This window comes from Bythopirellula sp. (assembly GCF_041737835.1).
Lineage (GTDB): Bacteria > Planctomycetota > Planctomycetia > Pirellulales > Lacipirellulaceae > Bythopirellula.
This window is the reverse complement of record NZ_JBGSQY010000010.1, coordinates 1-19754: the sequence shown is the minus strand read 5'-3', so window position 1 is coordinate 19754 and position 19754 is coordinate 1. Positions and strand designations below refer to the sequence as shown.

Below are 19754 nucleotides of genomic sequence, written 5' to 3'. Positions count from 1 at the left end.
GCTAAGCTGCAAGCGGCTGGTTCATTCGACGATTTCGAAGGGGAGCGACGCCTGGCCGATCTTGTTGGACAGTTGGTCGGTAATGATTAGGCGGATCTCGTATTCGCCGGGATAGATGCGCGTGGGGAGGGCCACGCCATATTGCATGTGGAAATCATGGCGTTGATTGCGACAGACGTCTTCGACTTCGGGGAATTGCGCACCGTCGACGCGGCGGCCTTGGGGATCGACCACTTCGTAGCTCGTGGCAAGTGCCGTGCGATAGCCATCCTTGGTCGATTCACTGCGGAAGCTATCGACTTCGGCGTAGAGATTCACCTGATCGCCCGGCTTGAACTTCGCGCCTTCGTGGGGCTCGTACAATCCATAGCCGTCGACCTTATCAACGAAGGCGAGGTTGCGAACTTGCAGCGTGGCAAGTTCCGCCAGTTTGGCACGGGCCGCATCCAGATGAATCAGTGCCCCCGCGGCCCGTTGTTTGGTATCGATTTGGCGCGAGTTGTCGAAGTAGGTCGACAAAGCGAACAACTGCTTGGACCAATAGTCTTGTTCCGTCGGTGAAGCGCCGGGGATGGGGGCGAGAGAATCGGATTCGCGCCCCGCCATGAGCAGCAGCATGCGCAGCCGCATGTGTTCTTGCAATTCGTCAGTGCTGCCGGGATTGGCTTTCACTTCGTTTTGCATCGCCGTGATCGCGGCATCGAGTTGGGCTTGCCAATTGGTCGGTGTCGACACGCCGGTATCTGTGGCCACGACATGCGAGGCTTGCTGCACCGATTGTTGAGTCGTCGTTGCTTGTGGCTCGGAAACGTGATTGGCCAGCGTTGTGCCCCGCACGGGGAGCGATTGCTCGGTGGGGATGTTTGCTTGATCGGAGATGACTTGTGTTGTTGGGGAGGACAGTGGCGCTTTGTCCGCTTCAACGATTGTGGCGGGAACCGGCGGTGCACCAGGCGAAGTCGCTTTTTGAGTCACTGTCGGCTGGGGAAACGCCGAGAATTGACTGGCGGGCATTTGAGCGGCCAGTTCCTTTTGCTCACGTGCGATGAGTTGTTCGCTATAGGCGAGTGCCGAGCAGAATTGCTTGGCCACCAAAGACCATTCGTCCTGACGCGCGGCGCGGAGTTCGGTTCGCAGCTTATGTTCGGCGGCGGGACTGAGGGGCGTCGTGGAGCGAACTTCGGCAACCAAATTGTTAAGCGAGATCTCTTGTTCGGCGGTAAGTGGAACAGCTGTAGGGGCGGGCTGTGGTGTGGGAGTGACCGCCGAGGCGGGGGTGACGGTTGGTTCGGTAAGCAGTGGGGCATTGGCGAGCGAATCAGCAGCGGTGTGCGATACCGACAATGGTTCGGTGCTGCTCGCCGACCAAGGGCCGGTGCAACCCAGCGCGCATGCGACCACGGCTGAAGGGATGAATCGCAACAGTTGATTTGATGACAATAAGCGCATCTTGTGACACGTAATTGCGGGAAGGACGGTTCGAGAATGGCCGCGGATAGTAGAAAACCCGCCGCCAGCAGGCAAGATGAATGAGAAACCGGCGGTGCTAGCGCGAAGCGGGTCGATTGGGGGCGGCTTCTTTGGAGAGTCGCACGATTAGCGTTTCGATAACTCGCCGGGCACGGTCTTTGGTGGAATTGTGCCCTTTGAGTTCCAAGTCAGCTGCTAGCAGCCAGTGATAGAGTTCCTTGGCGCGTGGCCGACCGATCTGTTTAAGCTGGTTTTCGGCCGTGCTCATTTTGAACACGGGCATGCCGCTTTCTTCGAGGGCGGCGCGCAGAGAAATCGAGCGACGTTGCTGTTCGGCTTGTTCATAGCAACTGACCGCCGCGGCGAAGCGGCGCAACGTCGAAGCCATTTGCGGCAGCAGCGCGTGAGGTTCCTCGCCCGCGGCGAGCAGACGATCTAGTTGGTTGAGGGCTTCGGCGGCTTTGCCATCGGCCACCGCGTCGATCATGTCCCACGTTTTGCGAACCCGCCACCCGCCGACATGCTCGCGGACGAGATCGGCGTCGATGATTCCCTTCTTCTCAGTGAGCAACGCCAGGCGCGCGATCTCTTGAAACAGGATGCCCGGCTCGGGGGGAATTAAGTCGACAAGCAGGTCCACGGCGGGACGTTTCAATTCGACCTGATGCTCGCGCTTCGCGACTTCGATCAACCAATCCTTGAGCAGTTTCGTGAACGCGGTGAGCTCGGCCCCTTTCTCGGGGACTTGGCAGGTGACCGTCAGGCCGCTCTTGGCGACCGCTTTGGCCAGTCGTGTGTTGCCGGGCCAACTGGCGACTTCGAGAATCAGCACCGCGCCGGTGGGGGGCTTTTCGACAATCGCTTCGAGTTGCTCGCGGTATTGTTTAACAAACGAATCGGCTTCTTCGATGATCACGACCCGGTCGTCGCCCCCGAAAAGGGAGCGCTCGCTCAGCGCGTCGAGCACGTCTCGGAGCTCGGCCGATTTGCCTTCGAGGATTTCGGCACCCAACTCCGCATCGTCCCCCAAGAGCGCGCGAACCAGGGCCAGGCGGACTTCGTGCTTCAGAAAGGCGTCGTCCCCCACCACGGCGGTCACGCCGCTGGGCTTAAATTCGCCCGGTGACATGAGCACTTTGAGGGCGGGCAGGGTGGTATCAGCGGCTTTGGCCATGCTGACGTTATATCTCTTACGGGGAGAGAATGTTAGCAGTGACGGCACCGATTGGTGGGGGGGACCAAGTTATAGCGATTTTGCTTACCGAGTCTTGGCAGGGGAATCTGCCAAATACTTGTGGGGGTCGCGGTGGGCGACTATCCTAAAAGGTGCCCTGTGAAGAGGGAAGATTGGTCCTACCAACAGCGTTTTGGAACTTTGAGGCAAGTCTCGTGAACTGACAACGACCGCGTTTTAAGACCGGTCGCAATAACATCTACTCGTCCGTGGCGGCGCACCCTCTGTTGTCGCATGGTGTCAGGGAATGAGTGGCTGTAAGTTCTTCGCGCGGAATGATCCGACGCGTTGCCTTCTGAGTGGCGCACCGTTGAGCAGGACATGAATAGCTTGACTAATCATGCTCCTTTGATTTTCTAACGGATGATCTTATGCCATACGCCACAATTCGGGCTTTCTTTCTCACGCTCGCGCTCTTGGTCGCTGTCGGTCCGACAGCGGTATTGGCATGTGACCAATGCGGTATGCCTCAGACGGTCTCGTGCGTGCATCAGAATATTCTCGATTTCTTCCAGACGGGCGAAGGGGATGCCCCGGCAGCGTTTGTTGCAGGAAGCGGGTTCACGACGACTGCTTCTGGATCGCGACCCGCGGGTGAATCGGCGACGCTGACCTGGAGCCTTGTCGCCGATGGAACGGGGATGCCTACCGGGCAAGGCGAGCCTAATGCGCCGAGCAACCTGATTGCATTTCTCGACAACATTCATCACGGCGGGGCAGGGCCGGGTGGCAATGATTACACGCAGCGGGCGTGGTTCAACTTAATCAAGTCGGGACTCGATCGTTGGGATGCGATTTCGGGTTTGCGAGTTCGTTATGAACCCAACGACGATGGCGTAAATTTGGGCACACTCACAGGCAGCTTAGGACGGCGCGGTGATATTCGCATTGGTGGTCATTATATCGACGGCAACGTGCGGCCTTCGGTGTTGGCCTACAACTATTTTCCCAACAATTCCGACATGGTGATCGATACGTCGGAGGTGACACTGCTGGGCAATGCAGGGGGGAACTATCTGCGGTTTCGTAACACGATCATGCACGAGGTGGGGCACGGTTTAGGGTTAGACCACACGGCGTCTTCGGATAGCCGGTTTTTGATGGAAGCCAACTTGGACGTCAATATCGACGGTCCGCAGTTTGACGAAGTGTTAGGCGTGCATCATTTGTATGGAGATCGCTTTGAAGAATTGGGCGGCAACGACACGGTTGGTAATGCCACGAACTTAGGGCTGCTACCTAAGCATCAATCTTTCAAGCTTGGTGAAGATGCGGTCGATCGTACGATTGCCCCCACCGACATTGATTTTCTGAGCATCAACAAAAGTGCCGATGTCGATTATTTTAAATTTACGGTGGATAAGGAGGGGGTCCTCGATATCATGCTCACCCCCGTGGGACCCAGTTACATGGCAGGCTCACATGGCGGAACCCAAAGTTTGTTCAATGCCTCGGCACTGAATGACCTGACGTTGTTTCTTTACGACAGCGCGGGCGTAAACCTGTTGGCTTCGTCAATTGCGGGCGGCTTGGGGGTGGCCGAGAGCATTCTTGATTTTAACGTCGCAGGTGCGGGCAATTATTTCGTGCGAATTGGCGGCGCGATGAACGTCGCGCAAATGTATCAACTTGATATCGCTCTGATTCCCGAACCAGCGGGAGTGGTGTTGGTACTGGTGGGGATGGCGGCGGTGGGGTTGCGGCGACGGGCCTAGCGGATACTATCGTTTTACGATCCCAAAGGGATTACAGCGATTAGCCGGGGGTTGAGCACAGCGATACCGCCGGATTATGTCCTCATTTTCTCGTTCGAAGTTAAGGTGTGTACCGATGGCGCGCAGCTGAGGACGAAATCTACGCGGGTTCCTTTCGGCCTCGATAATATTCCACCGATACTCAGTGCGTGCTGCTCGGCCGACAGAAATCTTATCTGCGTACCCCGGGTAGCGTTGTCGCTCGCGGAACTCGTGTCACCGCAACCCGGGGCTAATTGCCGTAATCCCTTCGGGATACAAAAATCTGGCGTGAATCGCAGCATTTGAACTGGCTATGTATCACAATTCGATGCAGATCTCTGTGATTGCAAGATTAGCTATCGAGGAATTGGAACCAAAAGATCGGCTAACGCTCACTGACTCCACCCAACCGACGGTACATCCGTAATCGGCCGGATATTGCGGAGCGTGCCCGTGGGTTGTGGGCGGTCGAGGGCCAACGGTTCTGGCGTTTGATACGTTGCGACGTTGCCGGCGATGTCGCGGGCTTCGAGTCTTAGATAGAATCTGCCGGGTACGTGGCGTTCGATTCGCCAGACGTACGAGCCTGTGTTTTCCAATCCGGCGGCGACGGTTGACCAGGGGCCATTAGGAAACGAACTGTAGAACAACCCAATCGGACGGGCGTCGAGATTGTCGTCGTCGGCTTGCCAACGAATTCGCAGGTGATCGGAGAGATTTCCTTCGCCCGGTTCAGCAGCGAGGATTTTGGCGACCGGCGGTTGCAGGTCGACATTCACTATGAGTTCGGGCTCTGCGCCGGAGTGGGGCGGCGGAGCACTCACGCCGTTGGCCCCTTCGACCAAAATGCGAAACCCAAACGTGCCGCCGTTGGGTACCGTGACACGTACTGGCGTGCGATTATCGGGATCGACGCCGTAGCTTTGCCAGGTCTTGCCGTTGTCTTGCGTGCCCCAGAGTTCGACTTTCGCGACTCCCCAGGGGCCGACTTCTTGCAGGTCGTATTCGACATCGAAGGTCCGTGCGTTCACCAGCAAGGGCTCACCCGGGTTGCGACCTTTCGCTTCCCAGCTTTCGTCGTCGATCAGGGGCAAGGCTTTGGGAGCTTCCGCGGTAGGTTGATTCGCGTCGATCAAACTCGGAGCGAAGGTTTCTAATACGGACGAATTTTCCGAACCATCCACGGCAAACTTGGCCAACGTGCGGCGGGCCGTGTGAGAGTCGCTGGCGTTGGAATACGGATTGTCGGCGGGTGGTAAATCGGCGAGTGGCGCTGACGACGATTGGGCGTTTTCATTTCGATTTTTTTCAAGCAATTGATTGCTTGCGGGCCAATCTTGCGCGGCTCGGGCCGATGGCGAACCTGTCGAAGCGATGTTGGGAAGCATCGCCGCGGGTGACGTTGATTGCACAGGCGATGATGACGCGGAAACCAAGGTTGTCGCTTGCCCACGTTGGCCAGCGCCGTCGGCGATCGAGCCGCGTACTTCGATCGCGCCACTGTTTTCTGGCGGCGACCAACGCGCTGTGCCCGAGACGCGGCCTGCTTCTGAAATCTCGGGCGGTCCGACGTGCACGTTCGTCCATAAACCACCACCAACGCGAGCTTCAAGAATCAGCGAAGTCGTTTGGAGATTCGCATCCGAGGCATCATAGCGAATCGCGATTTGATGATCGTTTTCACGCGAAGCGGAGAGCGTGAGTTGCGGCTGGCTAGTGTCGATCACCAAGTTCAACTGAGGGATGACTTGCGCGCCACCGAGCACTTGGCCTTTTGCATCGAGATGCCGGAGGGCAAACCAATAGCGGCCATCCTCGGGGGCGTGATAACTGAAACCTTGGACATTGGGCTGCGCGGATTGCAGCACGCTCCAGTCATTGGCCCCCGTGCGCGAGAGCAGCAACTGGACCTGGGCGATCTCTTTGAACAGCGGATCTTGCTGGTTAACTTGATAGGGAATGAACAACGTGGGCTGCTGCCAGTAAATGGCTTGCAGTTGTGGCGTGACTTGAGCGATCGCGAAGCAAGGACTCAACAGGCAAACGGACAGACAGCTCAAAGCGCAGGCGATGCGCCTAAGCAGTGTTTGTAATTCGGATTGAGCTGTTGTCGTCTGCATATTCGATTAACAAAAGTCCTAGCCGGAGGGCCACGCCCTCCGGGGCTCGGGGCGGACACCGCGAGTGCGCAGTGTCCCCCATCTCCTGGTATCGGAGCGACGCGCCGAGGGCTTGAAGCGGGGCTAGACGCGTGAAATTAGGCGAACTTTTCATGCTTTTCCGGGAAATCGGGTTGCGTAAACTCTCGGGCCGACACACATTTCTGGACTCTAGCTAGCGAGTCGCTCATAATAGAAGAGCCAGAGAAATTCGGAATAGCGGGCAACAGAGGCAACTGGCTTACGAAGGTGGCACTCGCGTGGGTGCCTTGATTGTTATGAACAGTGAAGAACTTCAATCACTCACTCAAGCAGCGTTGTTGTTTGCGGCCGTGTTTGTCTTGACCGCGATTGGCGTCGCGATCGTTCGTCGATTTCGCAGCACCAAAACGGACGAGGTGGCCGAGAGCAGCGAACTGATGACCCGCTTTCGCGATTTGTACGACGAAGGTGGTTTGAGCGACGAAGAATTCCGAACAATCAAGAGTAAGCTAGCAACAAAACTACGATCAGAACTGAAGGAAGTTTCGGCGTCGACGGGAACGAAATCGGCAGGAGGTTAGGAATGCTAGCAGGCCGTGTTGATAGCGCTCGGCGCGAAGCTGAGCGCTGAATGCCGCGTGCGAAAACTCTGCGGGCCGTGCGGGTTATTTCCCTCACAACGGCTCGCAGTAAGAGTTGCCGACAAAAGCGCTTGCTACGGTTGTTCGGCAAGACTGCGTGCTAGTAAACCACCCCCCCACGGATGGCCGATGAACGAGTCACGTTGAAGCTGCGTATGATACCCCAGACTGACTTGCTCGGCTGAGCGGACACGGATGCCCCGCCAGGTATGATAAGGTAAGGTCCAGTTGCCAGCGTCATGTGACGTTGGACAATGGGCTGACTCCGCGAGCGACACCTTGATGCCACGCGCGAATCGCGTGGGCCGGTGATGCCCCATGCGGTGAGCACCCCTCGGAAGGAGACTTGCATGCCTGTGGGTAAAGACCTCGGCGGACGACGCGGAAGCACCTCAAAGAAGAATGCCTTCTGTTCGTTCTGTCGCAAAAGTTATCGTGACGTTGGACCCTTGGTCGAAGGACCGGGCGACGTCTACATCTGTGGCGAGTGTATTGAGCTCTGCCAATCGATTCTCGATCAAGAACGTAAGCGTCGTGGCTCGAGCAAGCAATTGTTCACCCGCGTCCCCAGCCCCCGCGAAATCGTCGCCGAGCTGGATGAATACGTCATTGGCCAAGAAGCCGCCAAGCGCGTGCTCGCCGTTGCGGTGCACAGCCACTACAAGCGGTTGATGGCGGCGGAAGAAGAATCCGATATCGAAATCGATAAGTCCAATATTTTGCTCGTGGGCCCCACGGGTTGCGGTAAGACTTTGCTCGCTCGCACCTTGGCCCGCAAGCTCAACGTGCCGTTCGCGATTGGCGATGCGACCACTTTGACCGAAGCCGGTTATGTGGGCGAAGACGTTGAGAACCTGTTGCTGAAACTCCTGCACGCGGCCGACTTCGACGTCGAAGCCGCCCAACGCGGGGTGCTCTACATCGACGAAATCGACAAGATTGGCAAGACGAGCCAGAACGTGTCGATCACTCGCGACGTGTCGGGCGAAGGCGTGCAGCAAGCTTTGCTCAAGATGCTCGAAGGGACCACAGCCAACGTGCCCCCGCAAGGTGGCCGGAAGCATCCCGAACAGCAGTACATTCAGATCGACACCACGAACATTCTGTTTATAGTCGGCGGTACGTTCGACGGCATCCAAGAAGTCATCCGCAAACGGATGGGTCGCCGCATGATGGGCTTCGGCCAGTCTGGCGATCACGCCCGCGAAATGGGCCTTGGCGAAACGCTCGCCAATGTCACGCCGGACGACTTGGTCGAATACGGCATGATTCCCGAACTCGTGGGACGCTTGCCCGTGGTGACCGCCTTGCAACCGCTTGACGAATCGTCACTGGTTCGCGTACTCACCGAACCTAAGAACGCCCTCACGAAGCAGTATCAGCATCTGTTCTCGATGGAAGAAGCTGATCTGAAGTTCACCGAAACGGCCTTGTCGGCGATTGCTCGCCGGGCGGCCGAGCGGCAGACGGGTGCTCGTGGTTTGCGTTCGATCATCGAGAACGTGATGCTCGACATCATGTTCGAGTTGCCCGACCAACCGCGTGGCAGCCGTTACACGATTACCGACGACATTGTCGATGGCCGCGAGAAGTTGTTCAGCGAGCCACCCCAAACCAAGATCGCCTAGATGCGTTTTAAGAGTGCGTGTCGTTCAATCCCGCGGATCGGCTGTCGTCTTGGATGACGAAGTTTGCTGCGGGGGTAAAGCACGCACTAACGGTTAACGGGCCCGGGTTTAATTACCCGGGCCCGTTTTTTTTGTTGGTAGAAGTTGATGAAATTGGGCGAGCCACCTACGTAAGTGGGTGGAATGATTGGCCACAGAGTTCACAGAGAAATTGGCCACGGATTGGCACGGATTAAACACGGATGAGATATTTGCATCCGTGAGCTTCCGTGTTTCATCCGTGGCTTATTCTCTCGCAACCAGCGGTCGCGGTTTTGTGGTGATCACGCCAGCTCACTGTAGCTCGCGTTGTACACCAGAGAGCGAATAAATGCTTCCATATCGTTCGGGCGCGCGATCCTTGCCAAATTCTGCTCGAACACCACTTCCGCCACGCGGGTTGCGATCTTGATCTCGACTTCGAGGATGTTGGCTTGTGGTGGGTAGAGTGTTCCTTGGGCGAGTTCCGCGGGGGTGACTTGGTCGGCCAGGGCGTGGGCGGCGGCGATGAACATTTCGTCAGTCACGCGCTGGGGGTTCGTGGCATAAATCGCCATTCCCACGGCGGGGAAGATGTAAAAATTGTTGGCCTGCCCCGGGACGAAGGTTTTGCCGTCGAGCGTCACCGGTGGAAACTGTACGCCCGCCGCGTAGATGGCTTTGCCTTTTGACCACTTGTACGCCGCCTCGGGGGTACATTCGGCATGCTCGGTGGGATTGGAAAGGGCCAAAATGACGGGGCGATCATTCAACCGGGCCATCGCTTCGATCACTGGCTGCGTGAAGGTGTTGCCGACCGTGCTGACGCCGATGAGCACCGTGGGTTGAACGGATTCGATCGCCGCGACCAAATCACGACACGGCGCATGAGGATGCGCGTAGGGCTGCTGGAAATCGAACAGGTCGTTGCGGCTTGGTTCGAGCAGTCCGTTGACGTCGAACATTGATATTCTGGCCTGGGCCTCGGCGAGCGTGAGGCCTTCGGCAACGGCGGCGGAGGCGATGAGTCCCGCGAGTCCGATAGCCGCGGAACCGGCACCGAGGAACAGAATGCGTTGGTCGCGAACTTTGCCCCCTTTGATTTTGAGCGCGGCGAGCAATCCGGCGAGCGTGACGCTGCCTGTCCCTTGGATGTCGTCGTTGTAGCAGGAGACTTTGTCGCGATAACGCGCGAGCAAGTGGACGGCATCGCTGCCGGTCCAGTCTTCAAAATGGATGCAGCAGTGGGGAAAGACTTCTTGCACGGCGTCGACAAACTCGTCGACGAATTCGACTAGCTTTTCTGTCGTGGGACGCGGCTGCTTGAGACCAAGGTAGAGCGGGTCGTTGAGATACGCTTGATTGTTCGTGCCGGCATCGAGGTACATCGGCAGCAGCCCTTGCGGGGGGACGCCGGCGCAGGCGGTGTAGAGTTGCAACTTACCAATCGGAATGCCCATGCCGTTGGCACCCAAGTCGCCGAGGCCCAATATGCGACCGCCGTCGGTCACGCAGATCACGCGGATGTCCTTCACAGGCCAATTCCGGAGCACTTCTTTGACGCGGCCTTTGTGTGTGATGGACAGGTACATTCCCCGTGTGCGACGGTAGATGTGGCCGAACTTCAAGCAGGCTTCGCCAATCGTGGGATCGTAGACGATGGGCAGGAAACGCTCGGGGTCGGACATCACGGTCCGATAAAAGAGTGTTTCATTGTGATCAAGCAGCCCAGCCAGATAGATATAGCGATCCAGGTCCGTCGTCTTGTGGCCGAGCTGTTGTAGGACCCGGTTAAGCTGCAAGTCCTCGGATTCGGTCACTTCGGGAATTAGTCCGGTGAGTCCAAGGGACTCGCGCTCGGCTGCGCTGTAGGCCGTGGCTTTATTGAGCGTGGGATCGTGGAGGAGTTCGATGCCGCGTTTACTGCTCTTGGAGGGATTGGTTGGCATGACGAAGTCCTTTTCCGTGCTTGGCAACAAATTGTCAGATGAGGTGATCAGAATTTAACCACACAGCCGAATCGTTTGAAATGCCAACCCTGAACTGACTGTGATGACCCCCCGTTTGTCATCCAGCGTGCTCAGATTTTTCCAAATTGGAATAATCGGGACCAATTCTGGCGGCATAGTTGAGTCTCGGAAAAAATCGCTAGAGTTTTCGTGTGTCGCATCTGCTATCATGGGGAGATCGCCTGCTCGACAATTCGCCGCTCTTCCACTCAGGTACAGCATGCCGTTGCTTCCGCCTAGGTTTTCCAATTGGATCAAAGCGAAACTGGACAATTGTTTCGCGTTGCCTCCCAATATCGAGCGCTATGATCAGCGCAAGTACTACTCGATGCTGATCGCCAACTTTATGGCGTTCGTGTTGCACTTTGCTTGGATATTCGTTTTCGCGTCGTTGGGTTTCACCCTGTTGAGCGGTATCAACATTGTCAGCACGCTCATCTTCCTGTTCTGCATCGTCTTCCTGCGCTCCACAGGCATGATCCTGTTAGCAGTGCTGATCGGCATGACCGAGGTGGTGGTTCACCAGGGAATCGCCATCTATTACCTGGGTTGGGACTATGGCTTTCAATACTTTCTACTCGTCATCGTGGCCTTTGCCTTCATGATGAATTTCCAGCCCATGTCGATTCCTATCGGTATGTTTTTGGTATCACTCTTTTCATTCCTCGGATACTATTACCATGTTCAATATTGGCTCGTTCCGCACGTCGATCTAGGTGAGGTTACCCAGGAAGTCTTCCTGATGGCCAATGTCACCACGGCGTTCACCATTCTAGCCATCATGTCGTACGTCTACAGCGAGGCCGCACGCAAGGCCGAAGCAGCCCTCGACATTGAGAAACAAAAGTCGGAAAAGCTGCTGCTGAATATCTTGCCGGCTCCGATTGCCCAACGGCTCAAGGAAGACAATTGCATTATCGCCGATCATTTCGATTCGGCGACCGTCATGTTTTCCGATATCGTTGGCTTCACGGCGATGTCGGAGAAGGTTTCGCCGACCGAGTTGGTCAGTTATCTCAATCGCATGTTCTCGGCGTTTGACGATCTGGCGGCAAAGCATGATTTGGAAAAGATTAAGACCATCGGCGATGCCTACATGGTGGCGGGGGGATTCCCCGAGAAGCGAGCCTGTCATGCCAAGGACGTTTCGCGGATGGCACTCGAGATGCTCGAAGTTGTCGAAAAGTTCAACGAGGGGGCTGAGTATCCCGTGAGCATCCGGATCGGCATTCACACCGGGCCTGCGGTCGCTGGGGTGATCGGCATCAAGAAGTTCGCCTACGACGTATGGGGCGACACGGTGAATACGGCCAGCCGGATGGAATCGAGTGGCATGCCAGGGCGAATCCAACTTTCCGAGTACGCAGCATCACAATTAGAAAATGACTTTGTGATCGAAGAGCGTGGGCTGGTCGAACTCAAAGGTAAGTGCCAGATGAAGACGTACTGGCTCATAGGCGAGCGTAAAAAGGTGCATAGCCCGGAGCTTGTGGCTCATCAGAGGACCATGGTTTAACCCGTTACTTGGGAAAGTAACCCATACTCGTATCGAATCGCCCGCCTATGTGTGGCCCTTCTTCATTGGCGAACATGCCTTGCTGAGCCAGGTGCGACATCTCGGGGCCAACGTACCAAGGTTCTTGCGGCATGCTTTCGTCGAGCAGTTTGCGGTCGCCGAGATTCCAACCGTATTCCAGGAGCGGTCTGCCGTTCTCATCGCGATCGACCGTGAGGACGTAATGGCAATAGCCGATTTGCGGGAAGCGGCTGTCGAAGTCTTGCTGGAAGGGACAATTCATAAGCGGCGGGCGGGGAAAGTTATCGCCGACTTTGAAGCCACTTTTCATGATATCGGATAGCGGTCGCTGTTCGATCCAGGGGAGCAGGTCGACGGTCCAATAGTGAGGAAGGGGAAAGCGTTCCTTGCTGCTGATAAATTGCGAGAGTGCCATTTGGAGCTGACGGATGTTGTTATCGCAAACGGTTTCATCGGCACGCGCGCGGGCACGCTGCAGGGCTGGCAAGAGAAGACCCATCATGATTCCCATGATGAAAATCACGACCAAGAGTTCGATCAGCGATGCTGCGAGTCTGTGATTCGAAACATGCATGACTGGCCGCCTAATTTTCCGCAAAAACGAGCTAAAAATCGCCGTTCCGTGAGAATCCGTACAGCAAGATGATCGTGCCGAGCGCTTTTGTTCACCAAAAAATGCAGTCGCTGGCTAAAATAGAACTTTGGCCAGTCGGCCTTTCTCGGAACAGCGAATTTAAGAGTGCCATGTCTTTTCGTGGGTCGATCCTCGTGTGTGCCTTTGTGTGGCTGTGGGCCAGCTGCGCGCAGGCGTTGACCATCGATGTGCGACTGATGTGCCAAGCGACGGGTGGGTGTGGACCGGGTGACTTTTTTATCGATCAGCCCGAGGCACTTACGGCTTTGCAGTTCGCTGTGAAGGCATTCGAGCCATTTGCGGATTCGCTCTCAACAATTCCGGCAAGCCCCGCTTGGACAGCGAGTTTTAGTGATCCCGACACAGGCAACGGTACGACGTTGAGTAATCTGAATATCCCGGCGAACTCGTTGGTGCTGTACGCCGGTGGCTACGACATGCCGGGCAATCAAGTGGGGGAGGCCGGGCCGGGTTTAGGAACGGTTTCGCTTAGCCGAGGGCAGGGGACTGTGATTGGGGCGGGCGCTTTCGACTTTGCCACGTGGGGTGGATCGATTGCTTTTGACACGCTCAACAATGGTTCGCCGCGGAATTGGCACTTTGGGATCGACACACAGCCTGGACCGGGGCAGGTCGATTTTCTGACGATTGCCTTTCACGAACTGGCACATGTATTTGGGTTTGGCACTGCGCCGTCTTTTGACAATCTGGTTTCCAATCATCGCTTCGACGGTGCATCGGTAATTTCGCTTATGGGCGCGGGGGTTGCCTTAACGACCGATGACAATCATTGGGCCTCCGGCACGACAAATCCTTCTATTCTTGGTGAACAAACCACGGCCATGACGGCATCGTTGTTTTTGGGACGAAGGCAAGTTTTCACGCCGCTCGATTACGCGGCACTTAAGGATTTGGGGTGGCAAGTTTCGAATAAACTCTTGGGTTTGCACGGCGACATGGACGGCGATGGCGACGTTGATGGTCGCGATTTTCTCGCCTGGCAGCAGGGCGTGGGCGATGCCGACGGCAATCTAATTGCCAATGATTATGATCTTTGGTTGTGGCGGCAGAACAATGGGCGTAGCCTTGCCGCGAGCTTGTTGACGGGGAGTTTTCACGTACCCGAGCCGAGCGGGATGGTTATAAGTTTTGTAGCTTTCTTATTCTGTCAGTGTCATCGCTCCACGGCATCGAGACGATGCCGGCTAACGTGTTGATTAGCTTCTTTTTGCGCAGCGGAACCTCGGTTTTTTCGCAGTCGCTTGCGGTGTGATAACCCCCGCAATCGTTTCAACCCTTCCAATTTGGTCGGGGGTTTACCTTTAGTACAGTTACGCGCAATTGATGGGGGATTAACCACGGATATGGTTCGCAAGCACTCAATAATTGGTTTGACTCGAATCAAGACCAACCTATTTTAGTGCGGGGCAGGAACTGAAAATGTTCTAAAAGAAGCGAAAAACAGCGACCCCGTCTGGTTCGCCACGAGCCAGCGCTGTCAAGTAGCCATTTGCCTGGAGTACTAAGATGTTGCTACCGTTGGGAGTTTCGCTCCAATATGTTTTGATGGACGCATCGCTGGCTTTTACGGCGTTTTGCGTCGGTTTCATCGGTGCTTACTGGTATCTTCGCAATCATTGTGAAGCCAACACCGATTCTACCGATCATGCCAATACAATTAATCAGGAGCAGAGAATCCTGGATGCCGAGCGCGCCGACATGGCCGTGCAGCAGTTGAAAGACTTGGCTGCTCACGTGGCTTCGGACGTCGGTGCCCACAACCAGATCGTCACGGTTCTTTCTGACCGTTTGGAGGCGATTCGCCCTGAATCGATTAACGCCTCGTCGGAGGTGACCGCGGCACTTGCGGAGATTTTGCAGGCCAATCAAAAGCTGCAGGTACGTCTCGTCGACGCCGAAAAGAAAATTCAATCGCAAGCGGAAGAGCTGAGAACACAACAGACAGAAGCGCGGACTGATTCGCTCACGAAGCTGGCGAATCGCCGCGCATTCGACGACGCCTTGGACCGTGGTGTAAACCGCTTCCGCAAAGATGGTCGGCCCATGTGCTTGTTGCTGTTCGACGTCGATCACTTCAAGAAGTTTAACGACACCTATGGCCATCAAGCCGGTGACGAAGTGTTGCGACAAGTGGCCAACACGCTTAGTAAGAATGCCAAATCCACCGATCTGGCCTGTCGCTATGGTGGCGAGGAATTTGGCCTCGTGATGCCCAATACGACGATCACCCAAGCCCGGATCGCTGCCGAGCGAATCCGCGAAGCCATCCAGGCTACGCGGGTCAAATTCGATGGGAAATCCCTGAACGTAACCGCCAGTATGGGGGTCGCGGAGATCACCAAGAGCGACGATGCAGCACGCTTAGTTCGTCGTTCTGACGAAGCGATTTATTGTGCGAAAGATAACGGCCGCAACCGTGGCTATTGGCACGACGGCGACAGCAGCCTGCCGCTGGATAATCCTGGCCAACCCAAAATCGCGAATGAAAAGTTTGCCGCATACAAGCAGTTGCCTGATCAAATCGCCTTCGCGATGGAACTCCAGCGTCGCGTTTCAGAAAGCCAGCGCTACGCCCAGCCCCTGACAGTCATGTATCTCAAGGTGGTGGGATTTAATGCTTTGGAACGAGAATTCGGCGATGCCTTGAGCGACTTGCTGCTCGACAGCGTGAGCCAATTCGTCGGTGGTGCTTTGCGTGAGATGGATCTGCTTGGCCGAATGTTGCCGGGTGAATTCATAGTTATGCTCCCAGGAAGTCAAGAACGGGAAGCCACGGTCGTGGGCAATCGAATTCAATCGGCACTGGCTGGCTGTTCGATTCCCTTGGGAGCCACGAAGATCACGCTGCAAGTGAGCGTGGGAATCGCTGCCCTGGAAGCAGCCGACAATGCCGAAACATTCATGGATCGCGCGAAAGAAATGGTTGGTACGAGCCAGAAACTCGTGACGGTCGGTTAAGTTTTGGTACAAGATTTCAGTAAGCCGCGCCGTCTTGTAACCGATTTCTGATCGGGGCCAAGGTGGCGCGGCTTTTTTCATGTTACGATAGAAGCGTGCCCGCAACTTCTCCAGATTTTCGATTCAGCCTGGGTTCGCTCTTTGCGGCGATGACTCTCTTCGCTCTGTTGTGCGGCGTGGCCGTTTTTGTGCCCATCGAGATTAGCCATCTGCTCATCGGACTGTTCTGGTTAATTGCAATTAGCCTGCTTCTTTTGGGCATTATCATGGGACGCGGTGATCGCCGCGCGTTTTGTGTTGGGGCATTCGTGGTATCTGCTTCGGTGTGGACCGATCTTGGCGGCCGTTTCATGTTGGGCGTTCACTATTTTTACGACATCCTTTCGCTGGGCCAGGGCGTGCCGCTCGCCGCGATGCTGTGGCTCGATCTGGCTGTGCTAGCGGGAACTGCCGCTGCCGTTGGCTGGCTCTGTGCGCGAGCGCGGACGTTTTTCGAGGCCGGATAATCGGCAGCTTTTATCAAGTCTCTTCCCCTGGCGAGGCCAGCTGCGGGAAAATGATTTCTGGGCCCCCTTGCCAGCCGGCGTCGTATCACTAGAATTCTCGTTCCGCCGCTCAAGTGCGGTCGGAAACAGGACGACAAAAGGGGAAAATTTCGACAGAATACCCCTTTGACAGACTCTCGGAACTTGCTACTATTTGAAGTTCCCCATGAGTGGGCGGGAGACAGTAAGGTGAGCCATCTTGCTGTCTCCTGTTCATTCAACAGCCAAGTTTCTTGGCGGTTGGTGAAAAGGGTTGGCCGATAGGGCCACGGTTGCTGAAGAGTTCCCTTAGCTGGGGAGCTTGGAAGCGGCCGAATGATCTTTGACAATTTGGTGAATTTGAATTGTAAGAGTGGCATCTGATTTTCGAATCAGGCCCGCTTGCTGGATGTGTACCCTTTTGCAGGGAGTGCATGGCGGCAGGCAGTAGGGGTCTGAATCGAATCTCCTTTGTCCTTAGATTACAAGATTTTTTTCGAGCGTTACTCCCAGACACGCAGCCACACGGAGACTGTATGTCCGTGAAAAGTGTGATCTGGAAATAAATGTAGTTCAAATCGCAATTTATCTTGAGTTTCAGATTTTAAAGACAAATGTCTTTGGATGAGAGCTTTGGATAAATGTGGTCAAGCTATTAAGAGCGTATGGGGGATGTCTTGGCATCAGAAGGCGATGAAGGGCGTGGAAGTCTGCGAAAAGCCCGGGGGAGTTGACAAACAAATGTTGATCCCGGGATTCCCGAATTAGCGTGTAGTGAATTCATAGCTATACGTGGCAAACGTGGGGAACTGAAACATCTAAGTACCCACAGGAGTAGAAAGAAAAATCGATTTCGTCAGTAGCGGCGAGCGAAAGCGAAACAGCCCAAACCGCGAGGGTTTCCCTCGCGGGGTTGTAGGGCCTCTCAAATGGGAGTAAGAAAATTGCCGGCTAGTAGAATCTTCTGGAAAGAAGAACCGTAGAGGGTGACAGTCCCGTACACGAAAGCTAGCGATCTCCCGAGGGGTACCTGAGTAAATCGGATCACGTGAAACTCCGATTGAATCCACGGGGACCATCCCGTAAGGCTAAATACTCTCTGATGACCGATAGTGAACTCAGTATGGCGACTGAAAGATGAGAAGAACCCCTTTTAGGGGAGGAATGTGAACCTGAAACCATACGCTTACAAGCGGTCGGAGGACTATGCCCCGCAAGGGGAATGTCTGACGGCGTGCCTTTTGCATAATGATCCGGCGAGTTACCGTTTGCGGCTTGGTTAAGGCCTTCCGGGCCGAAGCCTCAGGGAAACCAAGTCTGAATAGGGCGACAATTGGTCGCGGGCGGTAGACGCGAACCCAGTGTGAACTACCCATGAGCAGGTTGAAGAGCGGGTCAAACCGCTTGGAGGACCGAACCCACTTGGGTTGAAAACCGAGGGGATGACTTGTGGGGAGGAGTGAAAGTCTAATCAAACTTGGAGATAGCTCGTTCTCTCCGAAATAGCTTTAGGGCTAGCCTTGAGCCACTACGCAGTGGGGGTAGAGATACTGATTTGGTTTGGGGCCCTTCCAAGGGTACCCTGCTGAACCAAACTCCGAATACCATTGCGATTATCTCAGGAGTCAGTCCGCGAGGGATAAGCTTCGCGGTCGAGAGGGAAACAACCCAGACTATCTGCTAAGGTCCCCAAGTAATACTCAGTCACTAAGGAAGTTGAATTGCTGTGACAACCAGGATGTTGGCTTAGAAGCAGCCACCATTTAAAAAGTGCGTAACAGCTTACTGGTCGAGCAATTCTGCGCCGATAATGAACGGGAGTAAGTATTACACCGAAGCAGTAGAATTAGTGATTCTGCGGATGATCTAATTGGTAGGAGAGCGCTGTACGTCAGATACAAGCGGTACCGTAAGGAGCCGTGTCGGGGCGTACAGGTGCTTATGCCGGAATGAGTAACGATAAGGCAGGTGAGAATCCTGCCCGCCGAAAACCTAAGGTTTCCTGGGGAAGGTAAATCCGCCCAGGGTTAGCCGGTGCCTTAGTCGAGGCCGAAAGGCGTAGACGATGGACAGCAGGTCAACATTCCTGCGCTAGCTATGTGGACCGATGGAGGGACAGCGTCCGAATGGTGAGCGGTACGACTAGAAATGTCCGTCACCCCTTGCAAGATGTCCGGTAGGTAAATCCGCCGGAGGAATTCAAGCGTGGGGTGCGAGCGCGTTTATGTTCGCGAAGTCATCGGAAGGACGTTCAAGAAAAGCTTCTAAGGGTTGAAGCATAGCTAACCGTACTAAAACTGACACAGGTAGGTGAGACGAGTAGTCTAAGGCGCTCGGGAGAATACTGGTTAAGGAACTCTGCAAAATGGCCCCGTAAGTTCGCGATAAGGGGTGCCTCCGGCGGTGCAAGCTGCTAGAGGCCACAGTAAATCGATTCCTCCAACTGTTTATCAAAAACACAGGTCTCTGCTAACTCGCAAGAGGATGTATAGAGACTGACGCCTGCCCGGTGTCGGTAGGTTAAGGGAGTAGGTTAGCCGTAAGGCGAAGCTTGCGACCGAAGCCCCGATAAACGGCGGCCGTAACTATGACGGTCCTAAGGTAGCGAAGTTCCTTGTCGGGTAAGTTCCGACGTGCATGAAAGGCGTAATGAGAGGAAGACTGTCTCAACCAGTAACCCGGTGAAATTGTAGTCGTGGTGAAGATGCCACGTTCCCGCAGCTAGACGGAAAGACCCCGTGAACCTTGACTGTAGGCTGATATTGGGCTCGTGTATTGACTGTGTAGGATAGGTGGGAGGCTATGAACCTTGGGCGCAAGCTTGAGGGGAGCCATTGGTGAAATACCACCCTTTTAATGCATAAGTTCTAACGCTGATTCCTGTGAAACCAGGCAGCGGACAGTGTCAGTTGGGCAGTTTGACTGGGGCGGTCTCCTCCTAAAGAGTAACGGAGGAGCCCAATTGGTACCCTCAGCCTGGTTGGCAATCAGGCATCGAGCGTAAAGGTAGAAGGTTGCTAAACTGCGAGACCCATGAGTCGAGCAGATGTGAAAGCAGGGCTTAGTGATCCGGTAGTCCCGTATGGAAGGGCTATCGCTCAACAGATAAAAGGTACTCCGGGGATAACAGGCTTATCGCTCCCGAGCGTCCATAGCGGCGGAGCGGTTTGGCACCTCGATGTCGGCTCATCACATCCTGGGGG

At 55.4% G+C, this 19754-nt stretch carries 12 protein-coding genes and 1 rRNA gene; 8 read left to right on the top strand and 5 right to left on the bottom strand.

All coding sequences use genetic code 11. The features are described 5' to 3' along the window. Window positions 1-21: 21 nt before the first annotated feature. Window positions 22-1440 (bottom strand): hypothetical protein, encoded by a 1419-nt coding sequence (locus tag AC6T8Q_RS03000; RefSeq protein ID WP_500677666.1) that lies wholly within the window; start codon window positions 1438-1440, stop codon window positions 22-24. A gap of 106 nt (window positions 1441-1546) precedes the next feature. Then, window positions 1547-2644: a DNA polymerase III subunit delta gene (holA, locus tag AC6T8Q_RS02995; protein WP_500677665.1), complete on the bottom strand. Its 1098-nt coding sequence runs from the start codon at window positions 2642-2644 to the stop codon at window positions 1547-1549. A gap of 431 nt (window positions 2645-3075) precedes the next feature. Between holA and AC6T8Q_RS02990 the strand changes: the two genes are divergently transcribed. After that, on the top strand, window positions 3076-4419 hold the full coding sequence (locus AC6T8Q_RS02990) for a matrixin family metalloprotease (protein ID WP_500677664.1): 1344 nt from the start codon (window positions 3076-3078) through the stop codon (window positions 4417-4419). A 413-nt stretch (window positions 4420-4832) separates the two neighbouring features. Here the strand turns inward: AC6T8Q_RS02990 and AC6T8Q_RS02985 are convergent, their stop codons facing one another. After that, entirely contained in the window at window positions 4833-6500 is a 1668-nt protein-coding gene (locus tag AC6T8Q_RS02985) for a hypothetical protein (protein WP_500677663.1), read from the bottom strand. A gap of 377 nt (window positions 6501-6877) precedes the next feature. Here AC6T8Q_RS02985 and AC6T8Q_RS02980 point away from each other — a divergent pair, with 377 nt between their 5' ends. Together AC6T8Q_RS02980 and clpX are read left to right on the top strand one after the other, a co-directional pair. Then, on the top strand, window positions 6878-7162 hold the full coding sequence (locus AC6T8Q_RS02980; protein ID WP_500677662.1) for a hypothetical protein: 285 nt from the start codon (window positions 6878-6880) through the stop codon (window positions 7160-7162). Window positions 7163-7572: 410 nt separating this feature from the next. Beyond that, the gene (gene clpX / locus AC6T8Q_RS02975; protein WP_500677661.1) at window positions 7573-8850 is read left to right on the top strand and encodes an ATP-dependent Clp protease ATP-binding subunit ClpX; all 1278 of its coding nucleotides are present in this window, start codon (window positions 7573-7575) and stop codon (window positions 8848-8850) included. Window positions 8851-9173: 323 nt separating this feature from the next. On the opposite strand, the gene AC6T8Q_RS02970 is transcribed toward clpX, so the two are convergent. Then, complete coding sequence (locus AC6T8Q_RS02970) at window positions 9174-10817, bottom strand: NAD-dependent malic enzyme (protein WP_500677660.1); 1644 nt, start codon at window positions 10815-10817, stop codon at window positions 9174-9176. Between the two features lie 280 nt (window positions 10818-11097). Here AC6T8Q_RS02970 and AC6T8Q_RS02965 point away from each other — a divergent pair, with 280 nt between their 5' ends. Then, window positions 11098-12393, top strand: coding sequence for an adenylate/guanylate cyclase domain-containing protein (locus AC6T8Q_RS02965; RefSeq protein WP_500677659.1), 1296 nt, complete (start codon window positions 11098-11100; stop codon window positions 12391-12393). 4 nt (window positions 12394-12397) lie between these two features. Here AC6T8Q_RS02965 and AC6T8Q_RS02960 read toward each other — a convergent pair whose 3' ends face one another. Further along, entirely contained in the window at window positions 12398-12988 is a 591-nt protein-coding gene (locus AC6T8Q_RS02960; protein ID WP_500677658.1) for a type II secretion system protein, read from the bottom strand. A 170-nt stretch (window positions 12989-13158) separates the two neighbouring features. Here AC6T8Q_RS02960 and AC6T8Q_RS02955 point away from each other — a divergent pair, with 170 nt between their 5' ends. The 4 genes from AC6T8Q_RS02955 to AC6T8Q_RS02940 all read left to right on the top strand — a co-directional run. Further along, window positions 13159-14265, top strand: coding sequence for a hypothetical protein (locus AC6T8Q_RS02955; RefSeq protein ID WP_500677657.1), 1107 nt, complete (start codon window positions 13159-13161; stop codon window positions 14263-14265). Window positions 14266-14575: 310 nt separating this feature from the next. Then, on the top strand, window positions 14576-16027 hold the full coding sequence (locus AC6T8Q_RS02950; RefSeq protein ID WP_500677656.1) for a diguanylate cyclase domain-containing protein: 1452 nt from the start codon (window positions 14576-14578) through the stop codon (window positions 16025-16027). Between the two features lie 95 nt (window positions 16028-16122). Then, on the top strand, window positions 16123-16533 hold the full coding sequence (locus tag AC6T8Q_RS02945) for a hypothetical protein (protein ID WP_500677655.1): 411 nt from the start codon (window positions 16123-16125) through the stop codon (window positions 16531-16533). A gap of 663 nt (window positions 16534-17196) precedes the next feature. Beyond that, window positions 17197-19754 (top strand): 23S ribosomal RNA (locus AC6T8Q_RS02940); the annotation flags it as partial.